The organism is Cellulophaga algicola DSM 14237 (genome assembly GCF_000186265.1).
In the GTDB taxonomy this organism is placed as follows: domain Bacteria; phylum Bacteroidota; class Bacteroidia; order Flavobacteriales; family Flavobacteriaceae; genus Cellulophaga; species Cellulophaga algicola.
The window spans coordinates 3,814,491-3,830,396 of sequence record NC_014934.1 but is presented as its reverse complement, the minus strand read 5'-3'; the positions used below and the strand labels follow the sequence as shown (position 1 = coordinate 3,830,396).

Sequence of the window (15,906 nt, the reverse complement as noted above, 5' to 3'; positions counted from 1 at the left end):
AAACTAGTATTAATAGCGTTTTTTACCGCGATTAGTATTTCTATTATTGGTACTCTTCTTGTTGTTCGAACGATTTGAGTTTTGTTTTGCGGGTCTATTTTTCAAGAATTGTCCGCTATCTGTAAGGTGTTCTCCTTCTACCGCTAAATCTATCTCACCATCACTCAACTCATGTAAATGCTTAAAAATAATCTTATCGTCTACCGTATCTTTATTCCAGTTTAGGTAACATTTTTTCATGTGGTTAGCAATGGCATACTCAAGACCATCACGCTTATCTCCTTTTTCCCAAGACATAGCCACATCAATCATTTGCTTTATATTGTTTCCGTAAAAACGATATTTAGGATAATTTTGAGGATATTCTAAAGGCTCCGGGCGTTCCAAAAGCATTTCTTTTGTAGTAATAGGGTATGGTGAATCTACTTTCAGCTTAAAGTCAGACATTATAAAAAGCTGATCCCATAATTTATGTTGAAAATCTGGAACATCTCTAAAATGAGGTTGTAAATTACCCATCACACTTATAATAGATTGTGCAACTTTATTTCGTTCCTCATCATTTTCTATGCTCATCGCATAGTCTACCATTTTCTGAAAATGACGCCCGTATTCAGGAATAATAAGCTGTGGACGCTCCGTGTTGTACTCTAGATTGAATACTTCGTTGTTGGCTAAATTCAAATTGAAAAATTTTTCTTAATAATTATAAAGAGGAAAGTATGCTCTTAAAGCACGCAAAATAACAAAATTCTGTTAGATATGCTAAAATTATAAAGATATTAAACCTTCTACAGTAGCAACCTTTTTATAATAAGCTATAATAGCATCGGCAGAATCTAAGGGTAAACTAATAGAAACACTTGTAAACTTTCCGTTTTTAGATAGCTTATTAATCACTATAGCATTGGTATCATCAAATGCACTTTCAATTTCTTTTACTCCTGTTCCTTCGGTAGGTACTATAAATTTATACAAATACGTAGTAGGAAAGGTACTTGTTTTTTCAAGACGCTCTTTAAGCGTATCGTAAAACTCTTTTTCTTTATCTAAATCCATAAAAAGTCTTTTTACAAAGATAATCTGATTTTTTCGATTAATTAAATTGTTCGGTAGGCAATTGACCCTATTCTGTTCGTGATTCTTTCAAATAAAATCATAGCTACAAACCCACTTAAAAGGAAACATTTTTACCTGATGTGGCAATACTACATCATTTCATTACTTTTGTGCTTCTAAAAAAAAAGTATTGAGCACAAAGAAAATTGTAATTGCAGGCGGACCAAGTACAGGAAAGACTTCTGTGGTAAACGGAATTGAAAAAGCTGGTTTCAAATGCTTCCATGAAATTTCTAGAGAAATAACCTTACAAGCGCGTGAAGAAGGCATTGAACAGTTATTCTTAACAGATCCTTTATTGTTTAGTCAGCGTATATTAGAAGGCAGGCGTTCACAATTTAAAGACTCTGAATCTCTTACAGATCCTTTAGTATTTTTTGATAGAGGATTACCAGATGTTGTTGCGTATTTAGATTGCTTTGGCACAGCATACCCAAAAACATTCTCTGAAATCTGTGCAGCGCACAAATATGATGCTATATTTCTACTTCCTCCATGGAAAGAAATACACACTTCTGATAATGAACGCTTTGAGAATTTTGAGGAGGCCCTGCAGATTCATGATGCTTTAGAAGAAGCCTACAAAAGCTTTGGTTATAGCGTTATTGAAGTACCTAAAGTGTCTGTAGAGGAACGAATAGCATTTATTCTAGATCAATTAAATTTGAAGTAGTGCAGATAAGCCCAAAAGACATTTTAAAAAAGTATTGGGGTTTTTCTGAGTTTAAAGAATCTCAAGAAGAAATTATTTCTTCAATTTTAGACAAAAAAGATGTATTAGCTTTGCTACCCACAGGCGGTGGTAAATCTCTTTGCTTTCAAGTTCCTGCGTTAGTAAATGACGGAATTTGCATTGTGGTTTCGCCCTTAATCGCCTTAATAAAAAATCAAGTTGACACCCTTAAAAGTAAAAATATTAAGGCAATTGCTTTAACGGGAGGTATCTCTCAAAATGAAGTTGTAGACCTCTTAGATAATTGTCTTTATGGTAATTATAAATTTTTATACCTTTCTCCTGAGCGGCTACAACAAGATTTAGTTAAAGATCGCATTCAAGAAATGAATGTAAACCTTATTGCCATAGATGAAGCACACTGCATCTCTCAATGGGGTAATGACTTTAGACCTTCCTATCTTACGTGCAGTATCTTAAGAGACTTAGCACCAGAAGCTCCTATGATTGCGTTAACGGCAACAGCTACCCCTATAGTAGCTAAAGATATTGTAGAAAATCTACACCTAAATAATCCGTTAATAAAAAAAACATCATTTGCTAGAGATAATATAGCGTTTAACGTACGCTGGGATGAGGACAAGAATTACCAATTAAAAGAAATACTACGCAGCAGTACCCAAAGCGGTATTGTCTATGTGCGTACTAGAAAATTAACCAATGAATTAGCCAATTATTTAGTTGCAGAAAAGATAAGTGCTACTTTTTATCATGGCGGACTTTCTAAAGAAATTAAAGGAGAGCGGTTAAAATTGTGGTTAGAAGACAAAGTACAAGTCATGGTCGCTACTAATGCTTTTGGAATGGGGATTGATAAGCCAGATGTTAGCACCATTATACATTATCAAATTCCAGATAGCATAGAAAATTATTTTCAAGAAGCTGGTAGAGGTGGTAGAAATGGCACCCCTGCTACCGCTACAGTACTTATTAATAAGGCTGATGAGACACAGGTTAAAAGGCAGTTTTTAAGTGGCTTGCCAACGGTTCCCTATTTAAAAACGCTTTACAATAAGCTAAATAATTATTTTCAGATTTCTTTTGGAGAAAGTACTACAGAAACGTATCAATTAAATTTCAATGCTTTTTGTGCTACCTATTCTTTGAGTCCTTTTCTTACGTATAATGCTTTGCGTATTCTAGATCAGAATTCGGTTATCGCATTATCAGAATCGTTCTCAAAGAAAACAAGCATCCGATTTATCGCTCCTAAAAATCATATTTTTGATTATATCGATAGGTATGGTAAAATAGCTCCTGTGATTCAAATTATTCTTAGAACCTACGGAGGTATTTTTGAATACGACACCAAGATAAATACGTATACCATTGCCAAAAAATCGGGCATCAGCGAACGAGAAGTCGTAAAAGTATTGGAACAATTAAAAAAAGATGAAATCATTACTTATACTGCACAGCATAATGATATAGAAGTATTGTTTCTTGTACCACGGGAAGATGATAGAACGATTAATCTTTTTGCTAAAAAAGTAGAATTACTAACGGCACAGAAAACTAAAAATATAGCAGCTGTTCTTCAGTATTTAAAAAATGATAAAGTTTGTAGAAGTCAACAATTATTGGCTTACTTTGGAGAAACAAAAAAAGCCTGCGGCCATTGTGATGTCTGTTTAAAAACGCCCCCAATTGCTGCAGAAATTATTGCATTGGCTAAAGAAGCTATTTTAATGCAATTGCATATAAAACCTAAAACCTCAAGAGAAATCATTAAAACCGTATTGTACAAAGAGACCGCAATTTTTAATGCCTTACAAGCGCTTTTAGAGGATGAAATTATTGAAATAAACGAAATAAACGAATACAAAATAGCAAAAACATGAGTAAACTAAGAATTGTCTTTATGGGAACCCCAGATTTTGCAGTAGGGATACTAGATACCTTAGTGCAAAATTCATACGATATAGTGGGTGTAATTACTGCTCCAGATAAACCTGCAGGTCGTGGTAGAAAACTAAACGAATCTGCTGTAAAAAAATATGCTGTTGAACATAACCTAAAGGTAATGCAGCCTACCAATTTAAAGAGTGAGGAATTTCTTGACGAATTGAAAAGCTTAAAACCAAACTTGCAAATTATAGTTGCTTTTAGAATGTTACCAAAAGTAGTCTGGGAAATACCGGCATTAGGCACATTTAACCTGCACGCCTCTCTCCTACCCGATTACCGTGGTGCAGCGCCTATTAATTGGGCTGTTATTAATGGCGAAACAAAAACAGGAGTGACCACTTTTTTTATAGATAATAAAATCGATACAGGAGAAATACTATTACAACAAGAAATTGCTATTACTCCTGAAGACAACGCAGGAAGTTTGCATGATAAACTAATGAGCCTGGGCGCAGGTGTAGTTGTGGAGACAGTGAAAGCAATTGAGGCTGATACTATAAGTCCTAAAAAACAACCCACTACTCCTATTGAAAAAGTAGCGTATAAAATACATAAGGACACTTGTGAGATTAATTGGGATACAACTATTGATAAAATATACAATCACATTAGAGGTCTTAGTCCGTATCCAGCAGCATGGACTACCTTATATACTGGTGATGACGAATTATTTCTAAAAATATACGACGCTGTTATACTAAAGGAGCCACACCATCTAAAACTTAAAACGATTGTTTTTGATAAAAAGACGATGAAAATTGCGGTAGCTGGTGGTTTTGTTGCGCTCTTAGAAATACAGTTACCAGGGAAAAGAAAAATGAAAACACATGAGGTACTAAATGGCTTAAAACTGGATGAAAAAGCATATGTGGGCTAAACCCTTGCTATCACTAGTCTCGATGAAGTGTAAAAAATAGCCTACTTTATCAACAAACTGTTAGAGTTATTAACAAAAACACTGATTTCCCCTTGTTTTACTTGCGTTAACCACTTTTACTTATAAATTTGTTAGGGTATAGAAATTTTAACAACAATTAATTATTAAAATTATGAACAAAACAGAATTAATCGATGCAATGGCAGCAGATGCTGGTATCACGAAAGCAGCTGCAAAGAAAGCTTTAGAGTCTTTTTTAGGAAATGTTGAAGGTTCTCTTAAAAAAGGTGATAGAGTTTCTTTAGTAGGTTTCGGATCTTGGTCTGTATCTAAAAGAGAAGCTAGAGATGGTAGAAATCCACAAACTGGAGCAACTATCAAAATCGCTGCTAAAAACGTTGTTAAGTTTAAAGCTGGTGCTGAATTAGCGAAAGCAGTAAACTAAAAATACTTTAGTACTATAATTAAAGCACTTCTTTTTAAGAAGTGCTTTTTTTTTTATACTACATTTTGTAAGAAACTAAAAAAAATCTTACATTAGAACAACGAACCACGACTATATGATACATCTTCAACCTGAAAAAGGTAAGCTCTTAATTGCAGAACCAGCGTTGGCTGGTGATGTTTCCTTTAGTAGATCTGTTGTTTTACTCGCCGAACACGGCGAAGATGGGTCTGTTGGCTTTATTTTAAATAAACCTTTGGATTACTCTATTAGTGATTTAGTTACTGAAATAGAAGTACCCTTTAAAGTATTTAATGGAGGACCAGTAGAGCAAGACAATTTATATTTTATACACAAAGTACCAGAACTTATAGCCAACAGTATAGAAATATCTGATGGTATCTATTGGGGAGGAGATTTTGAGTGCATTGTAGGTCTTATTAATACCAATGCCATATCTGAAGAAGATATTAGGTTTTTCTTAGGGTATACAGGATGGTCTTCCTTACAATTAGACCAAGAGTTGTCTTCAAAATCTTGGGCAATATTGCCTAACAAGTATGAAAGCAGCATCATTCAGAAAGCCCCTGGAGCCTTCTGGAAAGAGAATATGCTTACTTTGGGCGGAGATTACCTCTTGTGGTCTAACACTCCAGAGAACCCTAGCTTAAACTAAATACGAAGTTTAACTGTATATAAAAATTCCTTCACATCTATTTGAAGAAATTAATGCTACTCCGTATTCTTTGAGACTAGCCTAAACGCGCTGCTGCATTTAGTTTTCCTATTAAGTTTTTAGCTACCGTATTTGCAAAAATCTTTTTACGGTATTTTGTAATTGGTTGAATTCCGACAATGGCATTTGTGATAAATAATTCATCTGCTTTTTGAAGTTCAAAAGGAGAAATTGAAGCTTCTTCAAAGGTATAGTCTTCTAGTTTTCCTAAAATATCAATAAGCTTTTTACGTAGAATGCCGTTTAAGCACCCTTCGCTTTTTGGAGGTGTTTTAATTGTTTTCCCAGAAACAAGAAATAAATTACCGTTTAATGCTTCTACTACCATTTTTTGGTTGTTTAAAAGCAAGCAATTCTGGTATCCATTTTCTTTCGCAAAAATACTCCCAACTACATTTAGTATTTTATTATTTGTTTTTAGCGTAGAAAGCATGTCTGGATTTACATAGAAGTCTTTAAAAAGTTCTACTTCATAGGGAGATTCATCAATAACAAAAAAGGTGTTTTCTAGTTTTTTAGCTTCAATGATATAAGAAATTTCATTGGTCTTAGGAGCATATAAGCCTCCTTCGTTCCTAAAAACGGTAAAACGAATGCGTACTGCAGCATTTTCTAAGGCATTCTGAGTAATGGTATCTAGAATTTGATTTTCAAGATATTCCATGGTAAAACTCATCGGTATTTCCATACGTAGAATTCGCATAGAAGCCATTAGCCTTAAATAATGATCTTCCCAGAAATAGATTTTACTATTTACAACCCTGATTGTTTCAAAAAGAGAATCGCCATAGCGGAGCCCTCTATTTTCTTGGTTGATAAAGTGTGATGTTGTCGGAATTAATTTTCCGTTATAATTGAGCATAAAAAAACCTTGAAAAAATTCAAGGTCAAAGATATTGTTTTATGTTAAAATAGCCTTAAGCAGAGCCTAAAACTTGTTTTAAACTAGATACTTGGTTGGTCCAAAGCATTTTAGATTCTTCAATTTCATCTTCTTCAGCAAAATCTGTAATGAATAGAGAAACATCAGAGGTAATTTCGTCTACTATAATTTTCATTTCGAAAAAACTATCGTCCTCTTCGGCTGTCCATCTAAATTTAACAAATTCCTCATTTTTTCTTTTCAACAACTTTGCTTCTTCTTCGGACTCATCCCAAATGAAAAAGAATTTTTCTCCTCTTGAATTAACGTTGTCTGCGAACCATTCAGATAATCCTGAAGGCGTTGAAATATAGGTATATAATAATTGAGGTGACGATTGTATCACGAACTCAATTTCAAATTTTACTTTATCACTCATTCTAAATAGTATTTTCGTTGGGCAATATATATATTTATATAAGATAAAAAAATTAAAAGTAGCAGAATATTTTTTTCGAAATTTATTTTGATAGGTAGGAAATTAAAGCATATATTTGCAGCCGTTAAAAAAAACATGGCGAGGTAGCTCAGTTGGTTAGAGCGTCGGATTCATAACCCGGAGGTCACGAGTTCAACTCTCGTTCTCGCTACCAGTAAACAAACGGTTTAGATTATTCTAAACCGTTTTTTTTATGCTTCATTTATAGTGTTTCTAAAATAGCACTACGTACCTTACTACCTAAATTTCAGGAAACAAATCTATAAATCCTCGATGATTTTAAATATCTTATTGCCTTTGCATAAAATAAATAAGATTTAAAAACGGTGCAATTTTATGCTTTTTTTTAATTTTCAAGTTTTATACGGTGCCCTTTGTTATATCATTTTGACATATATTCTTGCCAAAGTACTAAAACATATTTTTCATTATTCCTTTCTTTTATTTTCAAGAAACCAAATTCATACACAAACAAATAGACTTCTCCTTTTTGATTTTTCCAATAATGTGTAAAAAAATTAGGATCAAATCCTTTATCGACTAATAAAGCTTCCCTTACGGTTACTTTACCCCCTCTATTGTATTCTTTTAATATTTTACGGTTTAGCTTTAGCTGATTATCTACTTTAGTATAAAAGCGTTGTGGCTGTAGTTTTGTTTGTTGGTATTGGTATGCACTCTTACATTGTGCATCGCAGAATTTTTTATCTGATCTTCCTACCAGTTTTTCATCGCAATACACACATTTTTTATGTTGTTTCATTCCATAATTTAAAAGTATAATATACGCATATTATCCGATTAACAAACCACTAAGTACTTTATATCAATTAGTTTAGTATAAAAAAATGGAATTACACAAAAGCATAACATTAAAACATCTCCTTATTAATCAAAAGAAGTTTATTGGTATTCAATTTAGCACGAATAAGGTTATACAAGCGCTTATAGATACGCTACCTGAAGTATCTTGGAGCAAAGAGTTTGCGATGTTTTATGTGCCTAATACTACCTCCAATTTAGAATTAATATATTGTACTTTCCAAGGTGTAGCCTGGGTAAATGGTAACTTCTTCTTTTCTGAAAAAATTATTAATGCAAATAATCCCATCCTTAATTTAGAACGGTATAGAAGTAGAAAACCTAAAGATGGCTTTAAATATTGCCCTGAAGAATACTTATTAAAACTAGAGTTAAAAAGATACGCTGACAACACTGTACGCAACTATGTCTCTTGCTTTGAAGGGTTCATAAATTATTATTACACTATTGATCCTATTGCGCTTAATGAAATAGACGTTAGAAAATATCTACAAAAGCTAATACAGGAAGGGAAGTCTAATTCTTATATAAATATGGCCGTTAATAGTATAAAATTCTTTTATGAAATAGTCCACGGAATGCCAAATAGGTTCTATGCTATTGAAAGGCCTAGAAAAGAAAGACAACTGCCCGAAGTTATATCTAAAGATGAGATTGTACTAATTATGAACAATACGAATACCCTAAAACACAGATGTATTATAGGTTTACTGTATTCTGCGGGACTTAGAAGAGCGGAGTTATTAAACTTGAATATTACGGATATAGACAGTAAAAGAATGGTGGTGAAAATTAAAAATGCAAAAGGTAATAAAGATCGAATCTCTTTGTTGAGTCCAAGTATATTAAAGGATCTACAGGAATACTACAAAGAGTACCGCCCAAAAAAATTCCTATTTGAAGGGCAAAGCGGAGGCAAGTATAGTCCTACAAGTGTACTTAATTTAATTTCTAGTGCTGCCCTAAGAGCTGGTATCTTAAAAAGAGTTACGCCTCATATGTTACGGCATAGTTTTGCAACACACCTCTTGGAAAATGGTACTGATATTAGACACATTCAGCTCTTATTAGGACATAGTTCCACGAAAACGACTGAAATTTACACGCATGTAGCCAATAGATCATTTATGGAAATAAAAGATTTACTATCTTAGGCACATAGTACGGATATACGCAATAACGTATATCCAATTGTTAGGCTTTATTAAAAACGAACATATAGAATGATACCAGCAACATTTATAAATTACGCATCTGATACACTTGCAGAAACTCACGAAGGACTTTCTGGAAGTCGAATTGCTGAATATTGTTCAGCATATGCAATCGATTTTGAAGTTGATATTCCATTTCCTGAATATCCATTTCCTTCTGAATTACCAAATAAAAGAACTGCATTACGTGAGAATTTAAAAGTATTTAATCCATCTCAACAGTTTAAAATAATAAAAGAACTTTCCGAACTTCCGCATTTTGAAAATAACGCTGGAGTAAAAGATTTGAGAATTAAACTAATATCAAGATATGGAGCATTAGGAGAAGGAAATGCAAAAGAGGAAATTAATGAATCTTTAATTGAAGAAACTCAACATTGGCTTTCTGAATATCCAGATGCCTTAAAACTCTATAATGAATGTTTGGAGAAACATTCAAATGGAATTCATCAAAGGAATTTATTGGACGATTTAAGACTTTCATTGGAAACGTTACTCAAAAATGTGCTTGAGAATAATAAATCGTTGGAAAATCAAATTGCCGAATTAGGAAAGTATATTAACGAAAGAAATGGCTCGAAAGAATTGAATAATATGTTTTTAAAACTTATCGATTACTTTTCGAAATATCAAAATACTTATGTGAAACATAATGACGATGTGAATGAAAATGAAATTGAAATCACAATTGAAATGGCAAGTTCATTTATGAAATTTATAGTTAGAATAAAATAACAAAGCCTAACACCGTATATAATTTATTGCTGGCTTCTCGCCTACTTACGAAAGTCCTCGCGGACTTTCTTGGTCGGTAATTATTTACTAAATTAGTTGCTTAAACCACGCAACAAACCATATACAACAACGTTGTACAACATTAGAAAAAACCAACTAAATTGAATTAATAACCTGAATTTTGAATATAAAATTAACTGAAATATTAGGAGTTTTTGGCTTTGTTCTAGCGTTAGTCACTTTTATTCTTACGAGAATTGAAAGAAGAAAAAAACTATCAATTGATTTGTATTGTCAAAGTCTTGAGGAATTAGATAAAGACAATGAATTTAATTCTGATGAAAATGGAATGAAAGAAAGCAGAGTTATAGTACTTGATATTATTAATCAAGGTGCAAAAACTATTGCAATTGACAAAAATTCAATTATCATACTATTAAACGGACATAAAATTCAATATGAACTTGACTGGATTGGAAAACAAAAATTTGAAAACCCAATTAATCCAGGTCAAAGTTATAGGTTTGGTGTTCTTCTAGATGCAGCAATCGGAATTAGTAAAATTGAGAATAGAGACAAAGGAAGATATAAAATAAGAGCAGAATTGAAAGATATTGACAACAAAAAATACACTTCTAAAAAAAACTTTCTATTACTCTTAGAAGTAGATGAAATAACGAGGATATAACATTTAAATGAAAAGCAAACTTCTACATATTGAACTACTGAAATTTCTAATAGAAAAGAGTAATTTTTTTGGATTCGTCGAAATTAAATCCTTCTTGTTAGATAACTTTCCAGAAGAATCTGATTTGAGAGAAAGAAGAAAAATGAAAGACTTCTTAAAGTTTTTAAGTTTAGAAGAATATGTAGAAATTCAAAGTAAACGTGGAATATGGATTATAGTCGAGGCTGGAATAAAAGTAGCAAGAGAAGATGTTTCTGCTATTATAAAAATAAAACCAAAAGGAGTTAATCTTGTTGAACAAAACGAGTTAAACAGATATAGCAAAAATGGAATTATATTAAGTTCAATACTCGGATTATCCACGTTATTTCTTGCCATTTATAGTATCATAATAACTCACAATATTTCGAAATTAGAAAATATAAATAGCGAGTTGAATAAAGAAAACACAGTACTTAAAGCGACTAATTCAATAATTAAATTACAACTGACTAATAAAAAAATTGAAACGGTAAAAGATTCATCTGGAATAGAAAAAAAAGTAATTAAGTAAACAAGAAAACGTTGTACAACACGATATATAGCAAATTGGGCGATTAGTGCTTAACCGAAAGATCTGTGTCTATTTACTAAGTCGCCAAATCTTTTTATTTGGTATTAAAGAAGAAAAATTAAAACAAAATAAAAAGATTTGGCTTGTGGCTTAACCGAAAATAATCACCTGGTTTCTGCCCTACTTGCCATATATTTAACGTTGGCAAACATTTGAATTAAGATAATGGGAATATTTGATATTTTACAAAGAAAAGGTTCTGTAGGCTCTGTAATTAGATGGACTTACAAGAATTTCAGACAGTTACAGAGCGAAAAAAAAGATTGGACAAAATCGGAAATTCTAAAACATATGTTTGACGTACGATATGAAAGCCTACCAGTTTTATCGAAAGATGCTAAAGTCCGATTGACTGGAATTAGTGAAGATTTAGAATTGGACAATCTAATGGATTTATCTGCTGTAATTTATTACGTAGAAATGAACCTCGCACCTCAAGACGGAAAATTATTTACAGATACATTTAAAAATGCAAATATCGTTCTTGAAAAATTGAATAAGAAGAATAGTACAAATTATAAATAATGGCTGAATTGATTTTTAATGGTTTTTTACCGATGGAAGAAAAACCAGAACATTTTGAAGAGTTTAGAAATATAACGTCTGAATTACTTTCGGATTTAGAAGGTAAATTGGTTTTTAGCTATGTTTCAACTTATCAGCAGTTTGACATTTCCGAAAACACGACTAATAAAACTTATTCAGAAATAAGGAAAATTTTAGGAGACGATTCAAAATATTTGATATAAAAACGATTTGCCAACAACGTGTATAATTAATTGCTTTGGCAATTGCCTACTTGGAAAATTCCTTCGGAATTTTCTCTGGCTCGTATTTGTTTACTAATTTAGTTGCTTAACCACGCAACTAACTATACACATCACGTTGTAAAACATTTTGAGAATGGGAAACAGAAACTATAAAAACCTAATTTACATTGTAATTCTTACCCTTGCCTCGTCATGTGTCGGAGGGAAATATGCTTACGAATTTGATACTGGAAAGAATTTGGATTTCAGTAATGGTAAATGGATTTTTAACGAAGTTTCGTCTAATTCAGAATCCAAAAATAACAAAAGACTTTACGGGGAATCTTACGAAGAATTTAGAAAAATACTTGGAGATTCGTTAATCGACTTAACCTCATTGAGGAATATCTCATTGGTAGAGCCAGAAATAAAATTCGAACCAGACCAATCGGAATTAAAGGAATTATACAAAAACTCCAAGTGTGACTTTTTGATAAATGTTAGAGGACAAATAATCTCAAATAATGCTAGTAGTTTTTACAGCAATGACCAAAACTTAAGTTATTCAACAAGTAATCGTTCAGCAGTTTTTATCAAAATATTTGATTTGAAGAACGGAATTTTAATCTCCTCTTCAAACGGAAAAGCGATAAGCACAGAAGAACATTCTGACCTTGAAAAAGATGGATCCCTTAATTGGACAACTCGAGCTGAACCTATGATGGTCAGGGCAGCTGAAGGACTTATTATGAAGTACAATAAATACCGTACGGACAAATAAAAACGTTTTACAACAAAGCCTAAACGTAATGCGGACTTTAGGGCGAAACCGAAAGGTCTGTGTATATTTATAAAGTCGCTAAATCTTATGGATTTAGCTTTGGACAAAAAAAGAAAAAGAAAAACAATAAGCTTTAGCTTCGTGCGCAGACGGAAACGAAAAGTTTCCTTGCCTCCGCACTACGCTTAGCCCAACCGTTGTACCACATTTAAGAAAAGCTTGTAACCTGAATGAAAATCTTTCCAACTAAAATACATTTGGTTACATTAACAGAAGATAGTTCGATAGCAATATCTGAATTACAAAAGAAAACGCTGTCGGAAAAGCAATTCGTTTCTGACTGGGATAAGCAAGTTTTTATCGGAAAAATAAATGATTCAGAATTTGAAGTTAAGTTATCCAAAAAAGTTTACGGAGCTTTCTGTGTGATAAAAGGTAAACTTGAAAATAAAAATGGGGTTTTGAAAATTGGAATAAACAAGAACTTTAAAACAGTTTTATTTGGACTCTTCCTACTCCCAATTATTGGATTTATAATTTCGTTAATAATAAACGGATTTGGAAACTCAAAAGAATTAATATTTCCGACAATAATGTTTCCAATCGCATTACGTTTTGTTTTTATCGAATTTGGATTTCGGATTATTTCCGAAAATGGACTAAATAAGCTGAGTAAAATAATTGGCGTTGAAAAAAAATAAAACGTGGTACAACACAACCTATACGTAATGCGGGCTTTAAAGCTTAAACGGCAAGGTTTGTGTATATTTATAAGGTCGCTAAATCTTATGGATTTAGCTTTGAAACAAAAAAATAAAACTAAACAATAAGCTTTAGCTTCGTGCATAGACGGAAAGTAAAAGTTTCCTTGCCTCCGCACTACGCATAGCTGCAACGTTATCTGCAATTATAAAAAACCTATCGAAATATGGTCGACAAACTCAATTCAGAATTATCATCACGAATTAAAAACGAATATGAGAAGACCAAGGCTAAAATCGAAAACATAAGCAGCGATAAAGTTTATATTCAAAAAGCTCTAAATATTTATTCAGAATATGATATGAATAAATACAAAGCGTCAATAACTCAATCGATAAAAGAGAATTCTTTGACTCATTGGAAAGACCATCAATCTAATGATGAAAGAGAGTTGTTTGATTGTATTTTATTTGAATATAGTGACCAAGAAACTCCTCCTTTCGAGGCTTACTCCCATGCACTTTCTGAATTGCAAGATTTTAAAATATCTATTGAACCTTATTATTTTCAAACCTATGAGCTAGGCTACTGGGATGCAGGAGTAGGAATTAATTTAAATCCATTTGAAATTTGCAAACCTTATCATATTTCAGAAATAGGTTCTGATGAGTGGGACATAATTTATGACGACGCAGCCACCCAAAACGACATTCAGATTATTAATGAAATGGCTAGGAGAATATCTAAACTAATTTTAAATGATGTTTTCGCTGAATTTGATAATCAGGGACTTTTTGATTGGTTAAAACTGAGACCTGGCGGTCTTTTTATGTTTGACGTTCATGATGGTGGAAATGTTACGGACCCGTTCTATCTGAAAAAATAACTGCAGATAACAAAACCTATAAACAATACGGGCTTAGGTTATAAACGCTAGGGTTTGCGTATTTTTATAAGGTCGCGAAATCTTTGGGATTTCGCTTTGACACAAAAAAAGAAAAAACAAAACCAAAAGATTTCGCTACGTGCATGACGGAAAGTAAACGCTAATTTGCTCCCGTACTGTTCATAGCCAAAACGTTAGCAAAAATGGCTCAAAAAAATTTACAGTTGGCTTAACGCATAAGCGAAATAAAAAATACTAATAATGAAAGTAACGAACCTTACGGGATTAACAGACGAAGAACTATTGGTCGAAAAAAAGAAACTAAAGAAGTCAAAAATAATAAATGCTTTTGTTATTGGATTTCTTGTGAGCATTGTTATAGCTGGAATTGTTTCGTCGATTATTGGAAAAAATTATGTAGTACTTATTCCGTTACTATTTCCTATCTACTTTATTTATAAAATTGTTAGTAATTCAAAAAAAAATAATGAATTGGAGATACTCTTGAAGAAACGAAATCTGAATTGAACTACTACACAAACACAATTATTCGTAAATGGACATAATCAAACGCAACCGTTGCGCAGATGGACTTTTTAGCTAGTTTATGAAAATGGAATCGTTTTCTAATCGGTCTCCAATCTACATAAAGAGCCTGCGCTTACTCTTGTGTATCGCCACATTTGCTAACAAAACCTATACATAATGCGAACTTTTGGGTGAAACGGAATGGTCTGGGTATATTTGTGATGTCGCTAAATCTTTGGGATTTAGCTTTGGACAAAAAAAAGAAAAAGCGAAACCCAAAGGTTTAGCTTAGTGCGTGGCGGGAAATCCGTCGGATTTCAGCCCCGCACTATGCATAGCTCAGCCGTTGTGGCACATTTAAGAAAAACCTATGAAAACATTAATATTCCTCATTTATTTACCAATTTTAATCGGATTTAGTACGTCTGAAACTGATAATTTCGAGATTGAAAACGGCAAATTAATATGGCAAAAAGTTTACGAAACTGAATTGACAAAGGAGCAATTAACTGACAAAATTAAAAATTCAGGTAATTTCAAAAATGTGGAATTGAACGAAAGCGGAATAATTGCGGAAATTACCAATCTTACACTTGACTTCAAAGGATATGGTTCGTCCGAAATGTCAACGCCAATGTATATTGCAAGAAATAGCGTAAATTCTTTTGTTCAAATTGAGTTTAAAGAGAGTAAATATCGTGTGTCTATAAAACATATAAAACTGACACAAAATTATGATGATGCTTTATCTAGTCAAGGCGAAATGACTGATTTAGAAGTTTTCGCACTCAAGAAAAGAAACACAGAATTTAAATCAAGTTTTCTAAAAAAGCCATCTAAAATTATAAACTTTACATTCGAAAATATAACTGAATTTAAAGTTAAGGAAAAAGACAAGTGGTAAGAAAAACGTGCCACAACAACGTATATAGCTCATAGCTAATTAGTTGCTTAAACGAAGTTAAGGCATATTTGCGAAGTCGCCAAATTTTCAAATTTGACGATTTGC

The 15,906-nt window shown here is 32.5% G+C and carries 21 protein-coding genes and 1 tRNA gene; 17 read left to right on the top strand and 5 right to left on the bottom strand.

What is annotated here, in order from left to right; translation table 11 throughout:
• Positions 1 to 9 precede the first annotated feature (9 nt).
• Complete coding sequence (locus tag CELAL_RS16690; RefSeq protein WP_013552060.1) at positions 10 to 684, bottom strand: DUF4290 domain-containing protein; 675 nt, start codon at positions 682 to 684, stop codon at positions 10 to 12.
• Between the two features lie 87 nt (positions 685 to 771).
• Positions 772 to 1,059 carry a DUF493 family protein gene (locus tag CELAL_RS16685; protein ID WP_013552059.1) on the bottom strand — a complete coding sequence of 96 codons (288 nt, stop codon included), beginning with the start codon at positions 1,057 to 1,059 and terminating at the stop codon, positions 772 to 774.
• 190 nt (positions 1,060 to 1,249) lie between these two features.
• Between CELAL_RS16685 and CELAL_RS16680 the strand changes: the two genes are divergently transcribed.
• The 5 genes from CELAL_RS16680 to CELAL_RS16660 all read left to right on the top strand — a co-directional run bounded on the left by CELAL_RS16680 (position 1,250) and on the right by CELAL_RS16660 (position 5,758).
• On the top strand, positions 1,250 to 1,792 hold the full coding sequence (locus tag CELAL_RS16680; RefSeq protein ID WP_013552058.1) for an AAA family ATPase: 543 nt from the start codon (positions 1,250 to 1,252) through the stop codon (positions 1,790 to 1,792).
• On the top strand, positions 1,792 to 3,693 hold the full coding sequence (locus CELAL_RS16675) for a RecQ family ATP-dependent DNA helicase (RefSeq protein WP_013552057.1): 1,902 nt from the start codon (positions 1,792 to 1,794) through the stop codon (positions 3,691 to 3,693). Before CELAL_RS16680 ends, CELAL_RS16675 begins: the two co-directional genes overlap by 1 nt.
• On the top strand, positions 3,690 to 4,637 hold the full coding sequence (gene fmt, locus CELAL_RS16670) for a methionyl-tRNA formyltransferase (RefSeq protein ID WP_013552056.1): 948 nt from the start codon (positions 3,690 to 3,692) through the stop codon (positions 4,635 to 4,637). The genes CELAL_RS16675 and fmt overlap by 4 nt, the downstream gene beginning before the upstream one ends.
• 172 nt (positions 4,638 to 4,809) lie before the next feature.
• A complete protein-coding gene (locus tag CELAL_RS16665; RefSeq protein ID WP_013552055.1) occupies positions 4,810 to 5,082 on the top strand; it encodes an HU family DNA-binding protein in 273 nt (90 codons plus the stop codon).
• A 115-nt stretch (positions 5,083 to 5,197) separates the two neighbouring features.
• Positions 5,198 to 5,758 (top strand): YqgE/AlgH family protein, encoded by a 561-nt coding sequence (locus tag CELAL_RS16660; RefSeq protein ID WP_013552054.1) that lies wholly within the window; start codon positions 5,198 to 5,200, stop codon positions 5,756 to 5,758.
• Between the two features lie 76 nt (positions 5,759 to 5,834).
• Here CELAL_RS16660 and CELAL_RS16655 read toward each other — a convergent pair whose 3' ends face one another.
• Together CELAL_RS16655 and CELAL_RS16650 are read right to left on the bottom strand one after the other, a co-directional pair.
• A complete protein-coding gene (locus CELAL_RS16655) occupies positions 5,835 to 6,680 on the bottom strand; it encodes an aminotransferase class IV (protein WP_013552053.1) in 846 nt (281 codons plus the stop codon).
• Between the two features lie 55 nt (positions 6,681 to 6,735).
• Positions 6,736 to 7,119, bottom strand: coding sequence for an START-like domain-containing protein (locus CELAL_RS16650; RefSeq protein WP_013552052.1), 384 nt, complete (start codon positions 7,117 to 7,119; stop codon positions 6,736 to 6,738).
• 137 nt (positions 7,120 to 7,256) lie between these two features.
• Here CELAL_RS16650 and CELAL_RS16645 point away from each other — a divergent pair.
• Positions 7,257 to 7,333 (top strand) — tRNA-Met (locus CELAL_RS16645).
• Between the two features lie 228 nt (positions 7,334 to 7,561).
• Here CELAL_RS16645 and CELAL_RS16640 read toward each other — a convergent pair.
• Positions 7,562 to 7,942 carry a hypothetical protein gene (locus CELAL_RS16640; RefSeq protein WP_013552051.1) on the bottom strand — a complete coding sequence of 127 codons (381 nt, stop codon included), beginning with the start codon at positions 7,940 to 7,942 and terminating at the stop codon, positions 7,562 to 7,564.
• Positions 7,943 to 8,027: 85 nt separating this feature from the next.
• On the opposite strand from CELAL_RS16640, the gene xerA reads away from it, so the two are divergent.
• The 11 genes from xerA to CELAL_RS16585 all read left to right on the top strand — a co-directional run bounded on the left by xerA (position 8,028) and on the right by CELAL_RS16585 (position 15,801).
• A complete protein-coding gene (gene xerA, locus CELAL_RS16635; protein WP_013552050.1) occupies positions 8,028 to 9,155 on the top strand; it encodes a site-specific tyrosine recombinase/integron integrase in 1,128 nt (375 codons plus the stop codon).
• Positions 9,156 to 9,224: 69 nt separating this feature from the next.
• On the top strand, positions 9,225 to 9,950 hold the full coding sequence (locus CELAL_RS16630) for a hypothetical protein (protein WP_013552049.1): 726 nt from the start codon (positions 9,225 to 9,227) through the stop codon (positions 9,948 to 9,950).
• Between the two features lie 181 nt (positions 9,951 to 10,131).
• Positions 10,132 to 10,638 carry a hypothetical protein gene (locus CELAL_RS16625; RefSeq protein WP_013552048.1) on the top strand — a complete coding sequence of 169 codons (507 nt, stop codon included), beginning with the start codon at positions 10,132 to 10,134 and terminating at the stop codon, positions 10,636 to 10,638.
• A 7-nt stretch (positions 10,639 to 10,645) separates the two neighbouring features.
• Positions 10,646 to 11,191 (top strand): hypothetical protein, encoded by a 546-nt coding sequence (locus tag CELAL_RS16620; RefSeq protein WP_013552047.1) that lies wholly within the window; start codon positions 10,646 to 10,648, stop codon positions 11,189 to 11,191.
• Positions 11,192 to 11,416: 225 nt separating this feature from the next.
• Entirely contained in the window at positions 11,417 to 11,776 is a 360-nt protein-coding gene (locus tag CELAL_RS16615; protein ID WP_013552046.1) for a PDDEXK family nuclease, read from the top strand.
• A complete protein-coding gene (locus CELAL_RS16610) occupies positions 11,776 to 12,000 on the top strand; it encodes a hypothetical protein (protein ID WP_013552045.1) in 225 nt (74 codons plus the stop codon). The genes CELAL_RS16615 and CELAL_RS16610 overlap by 1 nt, the downstream gene beginning before the upstream one ends.
• 154 nt (positions 12,001 to 12,154) lie before the next feature.
• Positions 12,155 to 12,781 (top strand): hypothetical protein, encoded by a 627-nt coding sequence (locus tag CELAL_RS16605; protein WP_013552044.1) that lies wholly within the window; start codon positions 12,155 to 12,157, stop codon positions 12,779 to 12,781.
• A 230-nt stretch (positions 12,782 to 13,011) separates the two neighbouring features.
• On the top strand, positions 13,012 to 13,482 hold the full coding sequence (locus CELAL_RS16600) for a hypothetical protein (protein ID WP_013552007.1): 471 nt from the start codon (positions 13,012 to 13,014) through the stop codon (positions 13,480 to 13,482).
• A 227-nt stretch (positions 13,483 to 13,709) separates the two neighbouring features.
• A complete protein-coding gene (locus CELAL_RS16595; RefSeq protein ID WP_013552025.1) occupies positions 13,710 to 14,369 on the top strand; it encodes a hypothetical protein in 660 nt (219 codons plus the stop codon).
• A 261-nt stretch (positions 14,370 to 14,630) separates the two neighbouring features.
• On the top strand, positions 14,631 to 14,897 hold the full coding sequence (locus CELAL_RS16590; protein ID WP_013549058.1) for a hypothetical protein: 267 nt from the start codon (positions 14,631 to 14,633) through the stop codon (positions 14,895 to 14,897).
• Between the two features lie 370 nt (positions 14,898 to 15,267).
• Complete coding sequence (locus tag CELAL_RS16585; protein WP_013552043.1) at positions 15,268 to 15,801, top strand: hypothetical protein; 534 nt, start codon at positions 15,268 to 15,270, stop codon at positions 15,799 to 15,801.
• Positions 15,802 to 15,906 lie beyond the last annotated feature (105 nt).